Consider the following 16,000-nt stretch of genomic DNA (forward strand, 5'->3'; position numbering starts at 1 on the left):
GAAGAATCCAGAAAGAAAAAGAAAAGGACCTTGCCGTCTGCAGGTTCATGTGTCCGGTGGGCGCGCAAAATCAGCGCCGGCTCTCCGGGGAACCCTGGTAACCGAGTGGGTTACGTATTAGACGAAAATCAAAGTCATAGGTAAAACTCTATCAGTGGAACGCGCCGTGCGCCTATATCGCGTAGCTCACGTTGTTTGCCCGGCTTTGCGCGCAGGCGATAATCTTTGGTGCATGACCTCGGATCATTACTTCAGCGCCAGCCCCGCCTCGGCCGACGAACGCCGCAGCATCGCGGTGGAATTGAACGGCCAGCGCCGACAGGTGCAGACGGCGCCGGGCATCTTCTCCCCCGCCGGGCTGGACAAGGGCACCGCCGTGCTGCTGGAGCATGTGCCGACCCCGCGCGGGCGGATCCTGGACATCGGCTGCGGCTGGGGTCCGATTGCGCTGACCGCCGCGTTGCAGAGCCCGGAGTCCGAAGTTTTCGGCGTGGACGTCAACGAGCGTTCCATCGAACTTGCCAAGCTGAATGCGCAAAGCATGGGGCTGGCCAATCTCACTGTAGGCACCCCGGACTCGGTGGATCGGGGACTTGAATTCGACACCATCTGGTCAAACCCGCCGATCCGCATCGGCAAGGAAGCCCTGCACGAACTGTTGCTGCTGTGGCTTCCGCGCTTGGCACCGGGCGGCGACGCCTGGCTGGTGGTGCAGAAGAATCTGGGCAGCGACTCGTTGCAGAAGTGGCTGGGAACCCAGTTGCCGGCGGACTGGAAGATCACCCGCGAGGCGACAGCCAAGGCCTTCCGCGTGCTGAAAGTTTCCCGTCCGGCCTAGCCGGATTTGAACTTTATTCAAAACAGCCTGCCGCCGAATCGAAAGATTCGGTGGCAGGCTGTTTTCGTCGTGGGTTAGCTGGCGCCGATCACGCCGCGGGCGACCAACGAGGCGGGGCCCGAAAGGATCGTGTCTTCCTTGCCGTCGCCGGTGGGTGCGAATTCCACGCCGACCAGCCCGCCGGGCACTTCGACGGCCCACTGGTTGATCAGTGCGGTGCCGCGCGCCCAGTAGCGCATGGCGGCCGCCGCGGCGCACGCCCCGGTGCCGCAGGAGAGCGTCTCCCCCACCCCGCGCTCGTGCACGCGCATCTTCAGCTGCGCGACGCCATCGTTGATCAGCGGTTCGGAGGGAACCACAAATTCCACGTTGCTGCCGTTCGGCGGCGTCGGGGATACCTCGGGGGCGGAAAGCAGGTCGAGGTCCTCCAGCATCTGCGCATCGGGCAGGGCCGCCACGGTATGCGGGTTGCCCATGGTGATGCTCAACGCGGGAAGCGCCTGTTCCCAGCCGCGCGGCTTGACCATCGAGTCGAGTGAGTCCGCCGCGGCCTGCTCCTCGAAGATCAGCCCCCAGGGGCCGAGGTTAGCGGCGTAGCCGTCGGCCAGGCGGGTGACTTCCTTGACTCCGGCGCGGCTGCCGATGAGCAGGCTGGCACCGATCGGGAGGTTGACCAGCCCCTCGGCGAGCAGGTAGTGCACGAAGGCGCGCACGCCGTTGCCGCACATTTCGGCGATGGACCCGTCGTTATTGCGGTAGTCCATGAACCAATAGGCCTTGGGGTGATCCAGGGCCTGCTGCTCGAAGCCGGGGACCTTGGAGGTGGGCACGGCGCGGATCAGCCCGTCGCCGCCGATGCCGAAGCGGCGGTGGCACAGGGCCGCGACCTGCTCTGGCGTCACCTCGTGCTTGGCTTCGGGGTCTGCGAGCAGCACGAAGTCGTTTCCGGTGGCGTGCCCCTTGGCGAAGGGCAGTCCGGCAAGCTGGGCTAGTTCGGTGCGGTACATTGCGCTCCTTTAGATGGTGGGGTCGCTCGGGCGGAGCAGTTGTTGTGCTTTGCCCAGCAGCCCGGGTTCTTTCGGGTTCAGCCAGTGCACCCGCGGGTCGGCGTTGAACCAGGTCAGCTGGCGGCGGGCGAACTTCCGGGTGGCCACGATGGTGTCCTCGATGGCTTGGCCCCGGTCGATCTTGCCGTCCAGGTAGTCGGTGTACTGCTGGTAGCCGATGGCGCGCGCGGCGGTTTTCCCTTCGCGTAGCCCGTGGCCCAAGAGCTCGGCAACCTCCTCGGCCAGCCCCATGCGGTCCATTTTACGGACGCGTTCGGCCAGTGTCTCGTGTAACGCGGGGCGCTCGTAATTTAGTCCGATCTGCAGCGCCGGCTGGAAATACTCGCGGTTGGGCATGTAGGAGCTGAAGGGGCGCCCGGAGATTTCGAAGACCTCCAACGCGCGGACGGCACGCCGGGTATCGAGATTTCGGTCCGCGGAGACCGGATCCACCTGTGCCAGCCGGCGGCGCAGCTCGCCGTCCCCGTGCTCCTGCACCTCGGCTTCGAGCCGGTCCCGGACCGCGCGATCGGTGGGCGGGAAGTCGATCACGTCCAGCGCGGCGCGCACGTAGAGCCCGGAGCCGCCGACCATGATCGGCACCTTGCCGTGGGAGCGAATCTGGTCGAAATGGTCGCGGGCTTGGGCCTGGAACTGGGCGACGGAGGCCTCTTCGCGGATGTTCATGATGTCCAGCAGGTGGTGCGCGATGCCGCCGCGCTCGGCTTCGGCGAGCTTTGCGGTGCCGATGTTCATGCCGCGGTAGAACTGCAGCGCGTCGGAGTTGACGATTTCGCCGCCCAATTCTTGGGCCAGCGCGATGGCCAGATCCGATTTGCCGGTTCCGGTAGGCCCAACAATGGAGATCACCGGCAGCTGAGTGGAGTTCATTCGGTTAGCTGCGCGCCTTCAAGGTTGGCATGCCCAGGTTGGTTCGGCTTGCCGCGCCGCCGCTGCCGGCGGCAGGCACCGCGCAGCTCTCGGCTTGCGCTCGGTCCCATGCGTCGCCGGCTCGCGAACGACGCAGCGAATACTCCTCGAGCGTCGGATCGGAGACGAGGTGGAAGGCCGCGGCCTCGGTGATCGGCACGGTGACCAGATCGCCTGGGCGTGGCTGATCGGCGCCTTGCGGTACGGAGAAGTGCACCAGCCGCTGGTCTTGGGCGCGGCCGGCCAGGCGGTGGGTTTCCTCGGACTTGCGTCCGGACTGCTCGGTGACCATGACTTCCACGGTGCGCCCGAGCTGCTTGGCGTTTTCTTCCTTGGCGATGCGGTCCTGCAGTGCGGTGAGCCGCTCGAAGCGTTCCTGCACCACTGCCTTGGGCAACTGGTCGGGCAGCTCGGCGGCAGGGGTGCCCGGACGCTTGGAGTATTGGAATGTGAAGGCGGTGGAGAAACGCGATGCCTCGACCACGTCGAGAGTCGCCTGGAAGTCTTCCTCGGTTTCGCCCGGGAATCCGACGATGATGTCGGTGGTGATCGCCGCCTGCGGGATGCGCGTGCGCACCTTGTCCAGGATGCCGAGGAATTTCTTCGAGCGGTAGGAGCGGCGCATGTCCTTGAGGACCTTGTCGGAGCCGGACTGCAGCGGCATGTGCAACTGCGGCATTACATTCGGGGTTTCGGCCATCGCGTCGATAACGTCGTCGGTGAACGCGGCAGGGTGCGGGCTGGTGAAGCGCACCCGTTCCAGGCCTTCGATTTCGCCGCAGGCACGCAAGAGCTTGCCAAAGGCCAGCTTGTCGCCGAATTCGACGCCATAGGAGTTCACGTTCTGTCCCAGCAAGGTCACCTCGATCGCCCCGTCGGCGACCAGCGCCTCGATTTCGGCGAGGATCTCTCCCGGGCGGCGGTCGCGTTCCTTGCCGCGCAGCGCGGGCACGATGCAGAAGGTGCAAGTGTTGTTGCAGCCAACCGAGATTGACACCCAACCGGCGTAGACCGATTCGCGGCGGGTCGGGAGCGTGGAAGGGAAGACATCCAGAGATTCGAGGATCTCCAGTTCCGCCTTTTGGTTGTGTTCGGCGCGGTCCAGCAAGGCCGGCAGCGAACCGATATTGTGCGTGCCGAAGACGACGTCCACCCAGGGGGCCTTCTTCAGGATCGTTTCGCGGTCTTTCTGCGCGAGGCAGCCGCCAACGGCGATCTGCATTCCCGGTCGGCGGTCCTTGACGCTTTTGAGCATTCCGAGGTTGCCGTAGAGCTTGTTGTCAGCATTTTCACGGACCGCGCAGGTATTGAACACCACGACGTCCGCCGCTTCGTCGTCGTCCGCCTCGGCTTTGCGGGCAAGGCCAGCGCTTTCGAGCAGCCCGGAGAGCCGTTCGGAATCGTGCACGTTCATCTGGCAACCGTAGGTGCGTACCTCGTAGGTGCGCGATGGATTCTCGGTATCTGCTGGGGTCATCTCGTCGAACTCACTCACCCCTCAAGGTTACCGAATCTTGAAGGGCGCGGAAACGTAGGCATGCCTAGGACGAAATATGCCAACTTGTGCTTAGCGCACGGTGCGGGAACCCTGCAGCAATGACATAATCCCAGGAACCGGATTCCGCTAGTTTCCGCGAATTCCCGAACAGGCGAAATCGTCGCTCCTACGTGTACGAACAAATCGGCGAGCCTCACCCAGCGCACGAGAACTATGCGGTAACGGTTACTCCACAGGCAACGGAAGCATTGCCGGAGACCCCGGCCGGCCTACGGGCTCGGTTCATTTCGTGCCGGTCTTGTTGCGGGTCCGGCTCGGGAAATCCTATTTGAACTGTTCGGGCACTCTGCCGTAGCTGTACCAGACGACGTCATCGTCCATCGCGTTCTCATAGGCCAGACGCGGGTATGTCAAGGAACCCCCTTCAAAAGTCAGCGAACCGGCGGCGCATTCGCCCGGAGCCAGCACGCGTTCATCCAGCTGATTGGGGGTTGGGACCAATTCCGCATAGACGTAGCCGTCGTTGAGCATCGTGAAGTCATTGGGTGAAATCCGGCGTTGCGTATCCGGGGCGACGCCATCAGTCTTGGTGTCCTCGCCCGCGCAGATATTCACGTCCACGCTCACCACGTACTCTTGGCGTTCGAGGGTGGGATGCCTGATCTCGAAGTCCGAGGTGGTCAGGACGGTGCCGTTGGCCAGTTCGGCCGGTTCGGTGATGTTCAGCCGTTCGAAGACCGGGCCCGCCGCGCGTTCGGCTACTCCCTGGATCACGGCGGCGCCAATCAGCGCGCCGCCGACGGCCGCAATGCTGCCCCACATGAGGCCAAGCCCGGTTCTGCGGCGCTTGCGCCAGTGCGCAGCGTCGGCTTGGGTGAGCCGTGACGCGACGCGCAACCGAGGTGTGGCGGCAGCGACGCGTTGCGCGACACGTTTGCGCAGAGATTTTGTGAAGAGGTAAAGCTGCGGGTAGATGGTGACCATGCGCAGCTTTTCATCGAGGATGAACATGTTGCCCAGCGAGTCTTCCAGAACCGCGAGTAGGTTTGCGGTTTCTACGGCGTTGCCTGCCGTGGAGCCCGGACGTTTCATCCGCTGCCAGTGCTCCATGAAGATTGAGTCACGTCCCACCACCAGCGGTGGAATCGGTGCGAACGGCCCGCCTTTAAAGCCGCGTGGGGCCCAGGACTTGTAGCGGTGCGGCCATACAACGGCTGGCAGGGACAGAGCGTTGAATACCTCCACGGAAATCTCGGTCGTCGATTCCGTGTGCTTGGGACTGTGCCCGGCTAGCAGGTCATCTGGATCGACGGCCGCATGCAGAGTACCGGAGGCGCGGATAATGATCTCGCGGATGTCGCTTTCCAGCGGGCTGCCATCCGGTGCCATCCCGAGTACGGCTCGTGTTCGCTGCATCGGTGCCGGGACTGCATCCCCGGCGTAGGCCATCATGTCCGCGATCCAGGCATCCGGAATCAGCGACGTTGAGGTGGCGAAGTCGCGGATCAGCTTCCGACGCTGCTGTTCGTCGAGCATGTGGCTCAGGTGGAAGATCGCGCAGAAGTCTTCGCCCATGCCGAGATGTTCTACCCCGACATTCAATTGCCCGTTGACGATGTCTTGGGCGCGTTGGGCCAACTGGCGTTTGAGTATCTGGGAGGCCAGCAATCCGGCCGCGGAGCGTGGGACCAAAACCGAGAGAGCGACCGGAGAATTGTTTCCGTGCACAGCGCCGGTGCTGTTTCCTGCAGCCGGTTGGCTGAACGGATCGAGCGTCGCGAATCGCGCGGAGGGATTCTGGGAACCATGCCGTTTGGGTGTGCCATCGGCCCAGGTTGCGGTCATGCGTCCCACCGGATCGGTGCGCACCGGATAGACGTGGCCGATGAGCGAAGCGTCATTGGTATAGAAGACCGCCGGGGTGCGCTCGGAGTACGGGTTGAGCCGGGCGAAGGTCTCCCGGGCCGGTGTTTCGAGCTGTTCGGGGTAGGCCAGCAACGCGGTTAGTGCCGCAGCGTTCTTTCCCGTGCGTTGCAGAACGTCGGCTGGCCAGAAGGTGTTTTCGTGTTGGATGGGCAAGGTGCCGGCCGGGATGGCCGCGGATGCGAAGAGCGCGGGCAGGCGTTTCCATGCTTCGGCAACGGTGAGGCTGTCACCGCGTACGGTGAGGTCGGTGGTGTCGCTGGCCACGCGCACAAACACTTCGGGCAGCGAGCTGCGGCCGGGGCCCAGTTCCACCGGGCGGGCCAGCTCCGCGCGAATGACCGCGACGATGGTGGCGAGGCTGCCCGTATTCTCCAGCGCCTCATCGAGCAGACCAGTTCCGAAGGTGACGCCGAGGACGGTTTGCGAGTCGATGGGTTCTTCAAGCTGCCAGTTGCTGCCATGCCACACGGCCATATTTCTTCCCCTATTTATTCGGAACGCGGCAACGTGGGCTTGCTCCGGTATCCGTGCCGAGGTCTTAATCTACCAAGCGAAGGACCGGCGCTCGCTGAATTGCCCGGCGGGTGGGGCGGTGTTGCAGAACACAGTTACCGGGCTCCGTAGCGCTCTTCCCATTCTTCGCGCGCCACCTTGAAGGCCATCGAGCCGTGATAGCCCTTGCGCCCGAGCATTCCCACCAGCCGGCGCAGCGCCTTGTCGCGGTCCAGGCCCATGGAGGCCGGGCGTAGTTTGGCGCGCACCAGTTCGCGGGCGCGCGCTTCCTCGGTTTCGTCGTCGATCTGCTCCAGCGCTTCGGCGGCGACCTCGTCTTCGATGCCTTTGCTGCGCAGCTCGTGGCGGATGGCGCCTCGGGCGAGGCCGCGGGAACGGGCCCGGGCGACGACCCAGGATTTCGCGAAGCGCTCGTCATCGACCAGGTTCAGTTCGGCATAGCGTTCGAGGACCTCGTCGGCGATGTCTTCGGGGCATTCCTTTTCCAGCAGCTTGTCTTTGAGCTGTTTGCTGGTTTTGTCGCTCGCGGTGAGCTGCCGCAAGATGATGCCTCGGGCCTTTTCCTGCCACTGGTCATCGCTGAGCTCTTCCGGTTCGCCCGATGCGCGTGCTGCACGGCGTTCGGCTCTGGCCTGCCGGCGTTCTTTTTTGCTAGGGCTTTCGGCTGCCGGGGCGTTATTGGCAAGGATGCTGTCCATCGCGGCGCGAAGCTCATCGACGGTTTGCGGTTTCGCCGGTTCGGCGGTGCCCTGCAGTATTTGCGTTCGCTGGCTGGACTTGGCGGGGCGTGCGGCGCGCTTGGGCGCAGGTTCTTTTAGCTCTTCCAGCTCTTGCTCGGTGGGCTTGGCCCAATCCGGCATTTGGTCGAAGTCGCCCTGAAACTGCGCGGAGACGGACGTAGCGTCCGACCCGGATCTCGATCCGGGTCGGACGCTACGTTTCTGAAAGCCTGAGGCCACTACTTATCGCCCTCGACGATTCGCAGGTCGGCCTCTCCTTCTTCTCCGGTGTCAAGGATGCCCAGCTTGGTCAGGATCTGGCGTTCCAGCTCGTTGGCCAGATCTGGGTTGTCACGCAGGAAGCGGCGTGCGTTTTCCTTGCCCTGGCCCAGCTGGTCACCGTCGTAGGTGAACCAGGCACCGGACTTCTTGACCATGCCGTGCTCGACGCCCATATCGATCAGGCTGCCCTCGCGGGAAATGCCATGGCCATAGAGGATGTCGAATTCGGCCTGCTTGAAGGGTGGGGCCATCTTGTTCTTGACGACCTTGCAACGGGTACGGTTGCCGACGGCGTTGGTGCCCTCCTTGAGGGTTTCAATGCGGCGGATGTCGATGCGCACCGAGGCGTAGAATTTCAGCGCCTTGCCACCGGTGGTGGTTTCCGGGCTGCCGAAGAAGACGCCGATCTTTTCACGCAGCTGGTTGATGAAGATCGCGGTGGTCTTCGAGTTTGAGAGGCGACCGGTGATCTTACGCAGCGCCTGCGACATCAAACGTGCCTGCAGGCCCACGTGGCTATCGCCCATTTCGCCTTCGATTTCGGCGCGTGGAACCAAGGCCGCCACGGAGTCGATCACGATGATGTCCAGCGCGCCGGAGCCCACCAGCATATCCATGATTTCCAGGGCCTGCTCACCGGTGTCCGGCTGGGAAACCAGCAACGCATCGGTGTCCACGCCAAGCTTCTTGGCATATTCAGGGTCCAGTGCGTGCTCGGCGTCGATGAAGGCCGCCACGCCGCCGCCGCGCTGAGCGCTGGCTACCGCGTGCAGTGCGAGGGTGGTCTTACCCGAGGATTCCGGGCCGTAGATCTCTACGACACGGCCACGAGGCAGTCCGCCTATGCCCAGCGCGACGTCCAATGCCACCGAACCGGTGGGGATGACCTCAACGGCGGCGCGGGTGGTGTCACCCAGACGCATGAGCGAGCCCTTGCCGAAAGCCTTGTCGATTTGGCCCAGAACGGACTCGAGAGCCTTTTCCCGATCATTACTTGCCATGGTTCACCTTTGGTCATGCAGGCCATCGCGCGACCTGCCAATCAATCTTTGTACTGTATCTAGACAGTATGAGCGCCAACCGACACTTTAGACCGCTTGGGCCCGAGGTGTGGACAAACTCTTCGTGCTGTTGTTTCTAGAATAACCTAATCCGAACAGATGTTCGAAATTGCGGCGCGGTGTTTCGAATATTTCGTTTCTTCGAAGACGCCGGGGGCGCCTTCGCCGCGTGCGGCTAGGCTTCCTTGGGCTCGATGTCCATGCCGAGCCAGCGCTCGGGCGGGACATCTTGCGCGCGGCAGATCGCTTCCCACACCTGCTTGGGCTTGATTCCCTTGCGTAGCGCCTGGGTGGCGTTGAGGCTGCCCAGCTCCGTCAGCGCGAGCGAGTCGGCCAGCATGTGCGAGTAGCCCGAACCGAATTCATGATCCATGTTCCGCCAGAATTCACTGTTTTTCACGAGTTGTATTCTTCCATGCATAACACGAGGGCCCTCGCATTTGCGAAGGCCCTCGGGTCGAAAACTTAGGTCGGGGTTAAACCGATGCCAGAGGTTTGCCGTTGCGTCCATCGACGTCCATGGCGAACTCGTTGGTCAGATCCAGCGGAACGGTGTCCGGGATGACCACGCCTTCGGCCAAGGCGATGCGATCGGACACTTCACGGAGCATCAACGACAGCGGCACCTCCAACGCGGTGCAGATCGAGGAGAGCAGCTCGGAGGATGCCTCCTTCTGTCCACGCTCGACCTCGGATAGGTATCCAAGCGAAACGCGGGCGCTATGGGAAACCTCGCGCAGGGTTCGGCCCTGGCGCTGGCGAACATCGCGAAGGACGTCACCGATTTCATGTCGGAGTACTACCATTTTGTGTTCCTCCTTCTCGGGCTGGACCGAATGGGCGTCTCCCATATCGCGCCAACGGACGACACCATTGACAGTTACGGGTTGCTTCACCATGTGTATAGCCTCTACTCCTAGGTCCTTCTCGAAAGATGCTTCTTATCCGAAGAGCCAGACCTTGCGGCCCTTCAATTCGTACAACATCAAGTTATACGCTTTTGTTCCCGACACCTTACCCTAATCACAAATATGCGACATACGCCACATTTAGACGGATTATTGTGAAGATCAAGGGGAATAATAGTATCTCGCCTCTTACTGTGAAGAAGCTTTATCCAAAATGGCAGCTAGCTGATTGATTGCAGCTTGCGCGCTTCGTTCGCGAATCTGCGCCCTGTCCCCGACGAAGTGGTGGGCCACGAATCCGGAGTCCTCGCCGTGCGCCCAGCCGATGAAGACCGTGCCTACGGGTTTGCCGTCATGGGCCTGCGGCCCGGCGACACCGGTGGCCGAAACCGCCAGGTCCGCCGCGCAGGCGCGCTGGGCCCCGACCGCCATCTGCCGGGCGACTTCGCCATCCACCGAACCGACCTCGCTCAGCAGCTGGGTATCCACGCCGAGCAGCTCGGCCTTCACCTGCGTGGAGTAGCTGATCACTCCCCCGCGCAGCACGGCCGATGCCCCGGAGATCTCGGCCAGGGTGGCGGCGATCAGTCCCGCGGTCAGCGATTCGGCCGTGGCAAGTTGCTTGCCTTGGGCGATCGCCGCGGCGATCACCGCGGCGCCGTGGTGTTCCATGAATTTGAACCTTTGCTAGTTGGCCTTGGCGGCGGCGCGCAGCTTGGCGGCCTTCCACAGGTATTCCAGCCCGGTGAGCACGGTGACCGCGACGGTGGCCAGCATCAGCACCCAGGCGGTGGTGTGCAGCCAGGAGATGGTGTGGGTGAACGGCAGCAGGTAGAGGCCGATGACTACCGCCTGCATCACGGTTTTGACCTTGCCGCCCATATTCGCGGCGATCACCCCGTAGCGGATGACCACCAGGCGCAATAGGGTGATGCCCCATTCGCGGACCAGGATCACGATGGTGACCCACCACGGCAGCTCGGTGAGGATGGAGAGCACCACCAGCGCGGAGCCGGTGAGCAGCTTGTCCGCGATGGGGTCCGCGATCTTGCCGAAGTTGGTGACCAGCCCGCGGCTGCGGGCCAGGTCCCCGTCGAGCTTGTCGGTGTACATGGCCACCACGAACAGCCCCAGCGCCACCCAGCGCCAGAGCCCCTGCTCCCGGTCGTCGGCCAGCAGGGCCCAGACGAAGAAGGGCACCATCAGGATGCGGATGCTGGTCAGCACGTTGGCGATATTCAGGTTCGGGACCGGGGCGTGCGCCGGTGAGTCCTCCGGCTGCGGGGCGTGCGCGCTCATGGCTTTAGTTTCTTCCTGTCAGGTCCCAGGCGTCCTCGCCCGGTTCGTCGGCTTCGTCGTAGTACTCGGTGGCCGTCTCGCGCTTGGCGAGGTCTTCGGCGACCAGGTCCACCGGCTCGGCGTGGTTCACGTTGGCCTCGTCGACCAGGGCCTGCTCGGCGGCGCTGGCCTGGTGGGCGGCGCCGTCATCCCCGCGCATGGCGGCCAGCACCATCGGCAGGTCATCTGGCTGGATCAGCACATCGCGGGCCTTGGAGCCCTCCGAGGGGCCGACCACTCCGCGCGATTCCATCAGGTCCATCAGCCGTCCGGCCTTGGCGAAGCCGACGCGCAGCTTGCGCTGCAGCATCGAGGTGGAGCCGAACTGGCTGGTGACCACCAGCTCGGTGGCCGCCAGCAAGAGCTCCAGATCGTCGCCGATGTCCTCGTCGATCTGCTTCTTCTTCTCGGCCACCGGGGTGACGTCGTCGCGGTATTCGGGCGTCAGCTGCCCCTTCACGTGGGTGACCACGCGCTGGATCTCGGATTCGGTGACCCAGGCGCCCTGCACGCGCATCGGCTTGGAGGTGCCCATGGGCAGGAAGAGCGCGTCGCCCTGGCCCAGCAGCTTCTCCGCTCCGGGCTGGTCCAGGACCACGCGGGAGTCGGTGACCGAGGAGGTGGCGAAGGCCATGCGCGAGGGCACGTTGGCCTTGATCAACCCGGTGACCACGTCCACGGACGGGCGCTGGGTGGCCAGGACCAGGTGGATGCCGGCGGCGCGGGCCAGCTGGGTGATGCGCACGATCGAGTCCTCGACGTCGCGCGGGGCGACCATCATCAAATCGGCGAGCTCGTCGACGATCACCAAGAGGTACGGGTAGGGCTTCATCACGCGCTTGGAACCCTCGGGCGGGATCACCTTGCCGGCGCGCACGCCCTTGTTGAAGTCGTCGATGTGCTTGTAGCCGAAGTTCGCCAGGTCGTCGTAGCGGGTGTCCATTTCGCGGACCACCCACTGCAGCGCCTCGGCGGCCTTCTTCGGGTTGGTGATGATCGGGGTGATCAGGTGCGGCACGCCCTCATAGGCGGTGAGCTCCACCCGCTTGGGGTCGACCATCACCATGCGCACCTCATCCGGGGTGGAGCGCATCAGGATGGAGGTGATCATCGAGTTCACGAAGGAGGACTTGCCGGCGCCGGTGGCACCGGCGACCAACAGGTGCGGCATCTTGGCCAGGTTCGCCACGACGAAGCCGCCCTCGACGTCCTTGCCCACGCCCATCACCATCGGGTGCTCGGTCTTGCGCGCGTTATTCGAGCGCAGCACATCGCCCAGGGCGACGATTTCCTTATCGGTGTTCGGGATCTCGATGCCGATGGCGGACTTGCCGGGGATCGGCGAGAGGATGCGCACATCCGAGGAGGCCACCGCGTAGGAGATGTTCTTGGACAGCGCCGTGACCTTTTCCACCTTGGTGCCCGGGGACAGCTCGATCTCGTAGCGGGTCACCGTGGGGCCGCGGGAGAAGCCGGTGACGTGGGCCTCCACCTTGAACTGCTGCAGCGTATTGGTCAGCGCCGCGACGATGGCCTCGTTGGCCTCGGAGGCTTCCTTGGCCGGCGGGCCGGCGGGCAGGAAGTCGTCCTGCGGCAGCGTGTAGGTGACATCTCCGGAAAGCTGGAGCTGTTCGGTGCGCTGCGGGATGGGGGCCAGCGCCGGGGCCGGGCGGGTGTGGTTGACCGCGACGGTCGGGATCGCGTCGGTCTCCAGTTCCGGCTCGGCATTGCCCAGGCCCACCTGGTCCATGATCGCGGCCATCTCGGTCTCGGCCTTGGTGGGGCGCTTGACTCCGGGCGGCGGTCCGGCGGGCGCCGCCGGCTTGGCCTCGGCGGCGGGCCGGGAGATCGCCTGGGTGGCGGTGGAATCCGCGTCGTAGACGTCGGTGACCGGCAGCGCGTTGGTGGCCGGTTCGTTCGGTTCGATCACCGCCTTGTCGTAGGCGACGTCGCCGGTGCGCTCGTCGCCGGTCTCGCCGTCCACGTTGTAGACCTCGGAGACGCGCTTGGCCTCGGCCCGGCGTTCGAAGAAGTTCTTCTTCTTGGGTTTCGGAGCCGGCGCTTCCTGCTCCGCGTCCGCGTAGAGGTAGGACTGGTCGTGCGACTCGGAGTTCGGATCGAGCACCGGGGCCTGCGCCACGGTCGGCGCGCTGCGCTCGCGGTGCGGATCCTGGCCGAGCAGCCGGTTATAGCCGATGCGCACCCGCGAAGCGATCTGCAGCGGCGGGGTGGCGGTGACGACCAGCAGCGAGAGCACGAGGAAGAAGATGTGCACGGCCATCGCGCCGGGAACCGAGATCAGCAGGCCCAGCGGGGTGCCCAGGATCGAGCCGACCATGCCGCCGGCGGCCCAGAGCGCCGCGAAGTCGTCGGTGACCGCGGGCGAACCATTGGCCAGGGCGGCCAAGGAGGATCCGGCCATGGTCATCATGAACAGCCCGATGCCGATCCGGTTATTGGCCGAATCCGCTTCCGGGTGGCGGAAGAGGCGGAAGGCACCGATGACCAAAACCACCGGCAGCAGCACCGCCATGAACCCCAGCGAGCCGCCGGCCACCGAGTGCACTCCGCGGCCGAACCAGCCCACGTCGCGCAGCCCCCACCATTCGACGATGGCGACGGTGATCGCGATCAGCGTCAGGAACAGCCCGGTTCCGTCGCGGCGCAGCTCGAAGTCGGGCCGGACGGTGGCGCCGATCCGGCGGAAGGCGCCGCCGAAGATCCGGGCGATGCCCATCCACATGCTGCGAATTGCGCGCAGCGGAAGAGCGAGATCCTGTTCCGGGTTCTCGGGAGTTTTTTTGGCAGGCGAAGCGCCCGACGTCCGCGGTTTGCGCGTCGTCGGCTTCTTCGCCCCCTGCGACTGGGTGCGTGAGGCCATAGTTCTAGGGTATCTCCACCTACCGGATACCGGCCGAATTTACACGTCTCGACGGGGTTTGGCGCCAGCTAGATACTCATCACGTGGAATTGCTCCGGGGTCGAACCTAAATGTCGGTGGGCACCGAGATACTTTGTTCATGGCTGATCTTGTTGAGAGCAAGCAATCCACGGCACTGCTTGAACGACGCCCGCGTGCCGCCTCGATTCCGTGCGCGCCGACATCGGACCATCTCGCGTCGGCATTCCATGCGGCTTTTATTGCGTGGACGACGCCCGAAATCGCCGGCAGCGCGGAGCATATCTACTGGATGATCGCCATTCGCGACGAGCATCAGCGCGTGTCCACGCACCAGGGGCAGTCCAGTTCGCCGCGGCCATTGGTCGAAATCATCGAGCACTTCGAGCAGCTGCTAGCGCAGCACAAATCCAGTATCTGGGTTTCGATTCCGAAGAGGCATTGGTACCTGCCCAGATATCTCCAAGAGGCCGGATTCGCAGTGACGCGAGGACTGAACGACGTGAATCAAGCATCCGGCGTGGTGCATCGGGAAGTGGAGCTCGCGAAGCAGCTTCAGACCAGCGCCGCGCTCCAGGCAGGAAGCGTCTTGGATATGCCGATGGCCATTCCGCCTCGGGGACACCATCCCCAACACGATCCGGCGCCTCAGCAGTGGCAACCGGAGTATTGGGATCTCGCTTCACAAACGCCATCGCGCATCGCCCTGGCGGTCGATGCCTCAACCGATCCCACCGGCGCTTGTGCGGTCGCACTGCTCAGCGAACACGGGGACGCGATCCTCTACGCCGGGGAATCCTTCGACACGATCAGCATGCTCGAATTTGCTGCGCTGGTCGTGGCGCTGGAATACCTCGCGACCACCGGACCGGCCAGCGCAACGATCCATACTGATTCTGCCGATGCCTATCGTGTAGCCCAGGCGCTGGCCCTTGATGGCCGGTGCGCGACCGGCTATTGCGGCATCAGCGAGGACTCCAAGCACCGGTTCCTGCAGGCATGGAACTCCACCGAATCGCAGGTTGCCTTTGAACTGGTCAAAGGGCACAGCGGAGAAAAGCTGAATGAAGGAGCGGATCAACTGGCGTGGGCCGGTCGGGCGGCTTCAAAACGTCCGCGCGAACAGGTCGAAGCAGCGCTGATGTCCCGGATTGCAGAGATTCGCCAAGCATTCGCCAGCCCTCGGGACTGAGCCGGAAGTTGCCTACCTGCCTCGGGGCTGGAACCGGCGGATTCCGCCGCGGTGCTAGCGCACCGCCGCCGGGGACTGCGGCTCGGAATGCTCATCGGCCATGCTGAAGACCAGCTGCAGGGCGCCGCGCACGGAAAACGGTTCGACGTGGATCCCGTACACCCGCAGCAGCAGCTCGGGGGTGAGCACCTCCTCGGGAGTGCCGCTGGCCACTGCCTGGCCGTTTTCGAGCATAACCAGCTTGGTGCAATAGCGGGCGGCCAGGTTCAGGTCGTGCAGCACGACCACGGTGGTGACCCCCAGCTGCCCGACCATGCGCAGCAGCTCATGCTGGTAGCGGATGTCCAGGTGGTTGGTCGGCTCGTCCAGCAGCAGGTGGTCCGCCTGCTGGGCCAGCGTGCGGGCCACCAGCACGCGCTGCTTTTCCCCGCCCGAGAGCGTGGCGTAGCGGCGGTCGGCCAGATCCCGTGCCCCGACCCGGCTCAGCGCCGCGGCCACCGCCTGGTGGTCCTCGCGGGTGAAGGCCGCCAACGCCTTGCGGTGCGGGGCGCGGCCGAGCAGCACCATGTCGGCGACGGTCACCGGCAGGTCGGTAGGCGTCTCCTGCGCGACCACGGCCACCCGGCGGGCCAGCTCGGTGCCGCGCAGCTCCTCGAGGGGCTGCGCGTCCAGGGTGACCAGCCCGGCGCGCGGGCGCAGCGCCGCATACAGGGTGCGCAGGAAGGTAGACTTGCCGCTGCCGTTCGGGCCGATCAGCCCGACGACCTCGCCTTGCCCGGCATGCAGGCCGACGGATTTCACTACCAGTTTGCCGCCGTAGCCCACGGATACATCGGTGGCTGTGATCATG

14 protein-coding genes are annotated in these 16,000 nt (G+C 64.4%); 2 read left to right on the plus strand and 12 right to left on the minus strand.

What is annotated here, in order from left to right; genetic code table 11:
• Nucleotides 1-232 precede the first annotated feature (232 nt).
• Nucleotides 233-838, plus strand: a complete 606-nt coding sequence (locus CQ017_RS16830) for a class I SAM-dependent methyltransferase (protein ID WP_105554682.1) — start codon at nt 233-235, stop codon at nt 836-838.
• Nucleotides 839-912: 74 nt separating this feature from the next.
• Here the strand turns inward: CQ017_RS16830 and dapF are convergent, their stop codons facing one another.
• The 11 genes from dapF to CQ017_RS16885 form a co-directional block, all read right to left on the minus strand.
• Nucleotides 913-1,845 carry a diaminopimelate epimerase gene (gene dapF, locus CQ017_RS16835; protein WP_105554683.1) on the minus strand — a complete coding sequence of 311 codons (933 nt, stop codon included), beginning with the start codon at nt 1,843-1,845 and terminating at the stop codon, nt 913-915.
• A 9-nt stretch (nt 1,846-1,854) separates the two neighbouring features.
• Complete coding sequence (gene miaA, locus CQ017_RS16840; protein WP_105554684.1) at nt 1,855-2,775, minus strand: tRNA (adenosine(37)-N6)-dimethylallyltransferase MiaA; 921 nt, start codon at nt 2,773-2,775, stop codon at nt 1,855-1,857.
• Between the two features lie 4 nt (nt 2,776-2,779).
• A complete protein-coding gene (miaB, locus tag CQ017_RS16845; protein ID WP_105554685.1) occupies nt 2,780-4,291 on the minus strand; it encodes a tRNA (N6-isopentenyl adenosine(37)-C2)-methylthiotransferase MiaB in 1,512 nt (503 codons plus the stop codon).
• A 345-nt stretch (nt 4,292-4,636) separates the two neighbouring features.
• Complete coding sequence (locus CQ017_RS16850; protein WP_105554686.1) at nt 4,637-6,712, minus strand: hypothetical protein; 2,076 nt, start codon at nt 6,710-6,712, stop codon at nt 4,637-4,639.
• A 134-nt stretch (nt 6,713-6,846) separates the two neighbouring features.
• Entirely contained in the window at nt 6,847-7,611 is a 765-nt protein-coding gene (locus tag CQ017_RS16855) for a regulatory protein RecX (protein ID WP_146112525.1), read from the minus strand.
• A 98-nt stretch (nt 7,612-7,709) separates the two neighbouring features.
• Nucleotides 7,710-8,753 carry a recombinase RecA gene (recA, locus tag CQ017_RS16860; RefSeq protein WP_105554688.1) on the minus strand — a complete coding sequence of 348 codons (1,044 nt, stop codon included), beginning with the start codon at nt 8,751-8,753 and terminating at the stop codon, nt 7,710-7,712.
• A gap of 235 nt (nt 8,754-8,988) precedes the next feature.
• The gene (locus tag CQ017_RS16865; protein ID WP_096288099.1) at nt 8,989-9,213 is read right to left on the minus strand and encodes a DUF3046 domain-containing protein; all 225 of its coding nucleotides are present in this window, start codon (nt 9,211-9,213) and stop codon (nt 8,989-8,991) included.
• 76 nt (nt 9,214-9,289) lie between these two features.
• On the minus strand, nt 9,290-9,712 hold the full coding sequence (locus CQ017_RS16870) for a helix-turn-helix domain-containing protein (protein ID WP_105554689.1): 423 nt from the start codon (nt 9,710-9,712) through the stop codon (nt 9,290-9,292).
• Nucleotides 9,713-9,910: 198 nt separating this feature from the next.
• The gene (locus tag CQ017_RS16875) at nt 9,911-10,393 is read right to left on the minus strand and encodes a CinA family protein (protein ID WP_105554690.1); all 483 of its coding nucleotides are present in this window, start codon (nt 10,391-10,393) and stop codon (nt 9,911-9,913) included.
• A 15-nt stretch (nt 10,394-10,408) separates the two neighbouring features.
• Nucleotides 10,409-11,020, minus strand: coding sequence for a CDP-diacylglycerol--glycerol-3-phosphate 3-phosphatidyltransferase (gene pgsA / locus CQ017_RS16880; RefSeq protein ID WP_105554691.1), 612 nt, complete (start codon nt 11,018-11,020; stop codon nt 10,409-10,411).
• A 4-nt stretch (nt 11,021-11,024) separates the two neighbouring features.
• A complete protein-coding gene (locus CQ017_RS16885; protein WP_105554692.1) occupies nt 11,025-13,940 on the minus strand; it encodes a DNA translocase FtsK in 2,916 nt (971 codons plus the stop codon).
• Nucleotides 13,941-14,079: 139 nt separating this feature from the next.
• Here CQ017_RS16885 and CQ017_RS16890 point away from each other — a divergent pair, with 139 nt between their 5' ends.
• A complete protein-coding gene (locus tag CQ017_RS16890) occupies nt 14,080-15,150 on the plus strand; it encodes a ribonuclease HI (protein WP_105554693.1) in 1,071 nt (356 codons plus the stop codon).
• Between the two features lie 54 nt (nt 15,151-15,204).
• On the opposite strand, the gene CQ017_RS16895 is transcribed toward CQ017_RS16890, so the two are convergent.
• Nucleotides 15,205-15,999, minus strand: coding sequence for an ABC transporter ATP-binding protein (locus CQ017_RS16895; RefSeq protein WP_105554694.1), 795 nt, complete (start codon nt 15,997-15,999; stop codon nt 15,205-15,207).
• Between the last annotated feature and the right edge of the window lies 1 nt (nt 16,000).

Origin of the sequence: Arthrobacter sp. MYb224 (genome assembly GCF_002975455.1) — a bacterium.
Taxonomy (GTDB): domain Bacteria; phylum Actinomycetota; class Actinomycetes; order Actinomycetales; family Micrococcaceae; genus Glutamicibacter.

Excerpts from the sequence above, each read along its gene's own strand:
- CQ017_RS16890 (WP_105554693.1), top strand. The coding sequence starts at position 14,080 with ATGGCTGATCTTGTTGAGAGCAAGCAATCCACGGCACTGCTTGAACGA.
- dapF (WP_105554683.1), bottom strand. The coding sequence starts at position 1,845 with ATGTACCGCACCGAACTAGCCCAGCTTGCCGGACTGCCCTTCGCCAAG.
- miaB (WP_105554685.1), bottom strand. The coding sequence starts at position 4,291 with ATGACCCCAGCAGATACCGAGAATCCATCGCGCACCTACGAGGTACGC.
- CQ017_RS16895 (WP_105554694.1), bottom strand. The coding sequence starts at position 15,999 with ATGATCACAGCCACCGATGTATCCGTGGGCTACGGCGGCAAACTGGTA.
- miaA (WP_105554684.1), bottom strand. The coding sequence starts at position 2,775 with ATGAACTCCACTCAGCTGCCGGTGATCTCCATTGTTGGGCCTACCGGA.
- CQ017_RS16850 (WP_105554686.1), bottom strand. The coding sequence starts at position 6,712 with ATGGCCGTGTGGCATGGCAGCAACTGGCAGCTTGAAGAACCCATCGAC.
- CQ017_RS16875 (WP_105554690.1), bottom strand. The coding sequence starts at position 10,393 with ATGGAACACCACGGCGCCGCGGTGATCGCCGCGGCGATCGCCCAAGGC.
- CQ017_RS16855 (WP_146112525.1), bottom strand. The coding sequence starts at position 7,611 with ATGCCGGATTGGGCCAAGCCCACCGAGCAAGAGCTGGAAGAGCTAAAA.
- pgsA (WP_105554691.1), bottom strand. The coding sequence starts at position 11,020 with ATGAGCGCGCACGCCCCGCAGCCGGAGGACTCACCGGCGCACGCCCCG.
- CQ017_RS16830 (WP_105554682.1), top strand. The coding sequence starts at position 233 with ATGACCTCGGATCATTACTTCAGCGCCAGCCCCGCCTCGGCCGACGAA.
- CQ017_RS16870 (WP_105554689.1), bottom strand. The coding sequence starts at position 9,712 with ATGGTGAAGCAACCCGTAACTGTCAATGGTGTCGTCCGTTGGCGCGAT.
- CQ017_RS16885 (WP_105554692.1), bottom strand. The coding sequence starts at position 13,940 with ATGGCCTCACGCACCCAGTCGCAGGGGGCGAAGAAGCCGACGACGCGC.
- recA (WP_105554688.1), bottom strand. The coding sequence starts at position 8,753 with ATGGCAAGTAATGATCGGGAAAAGGCTCTCGAGTCCGTTCTGGGCCAA.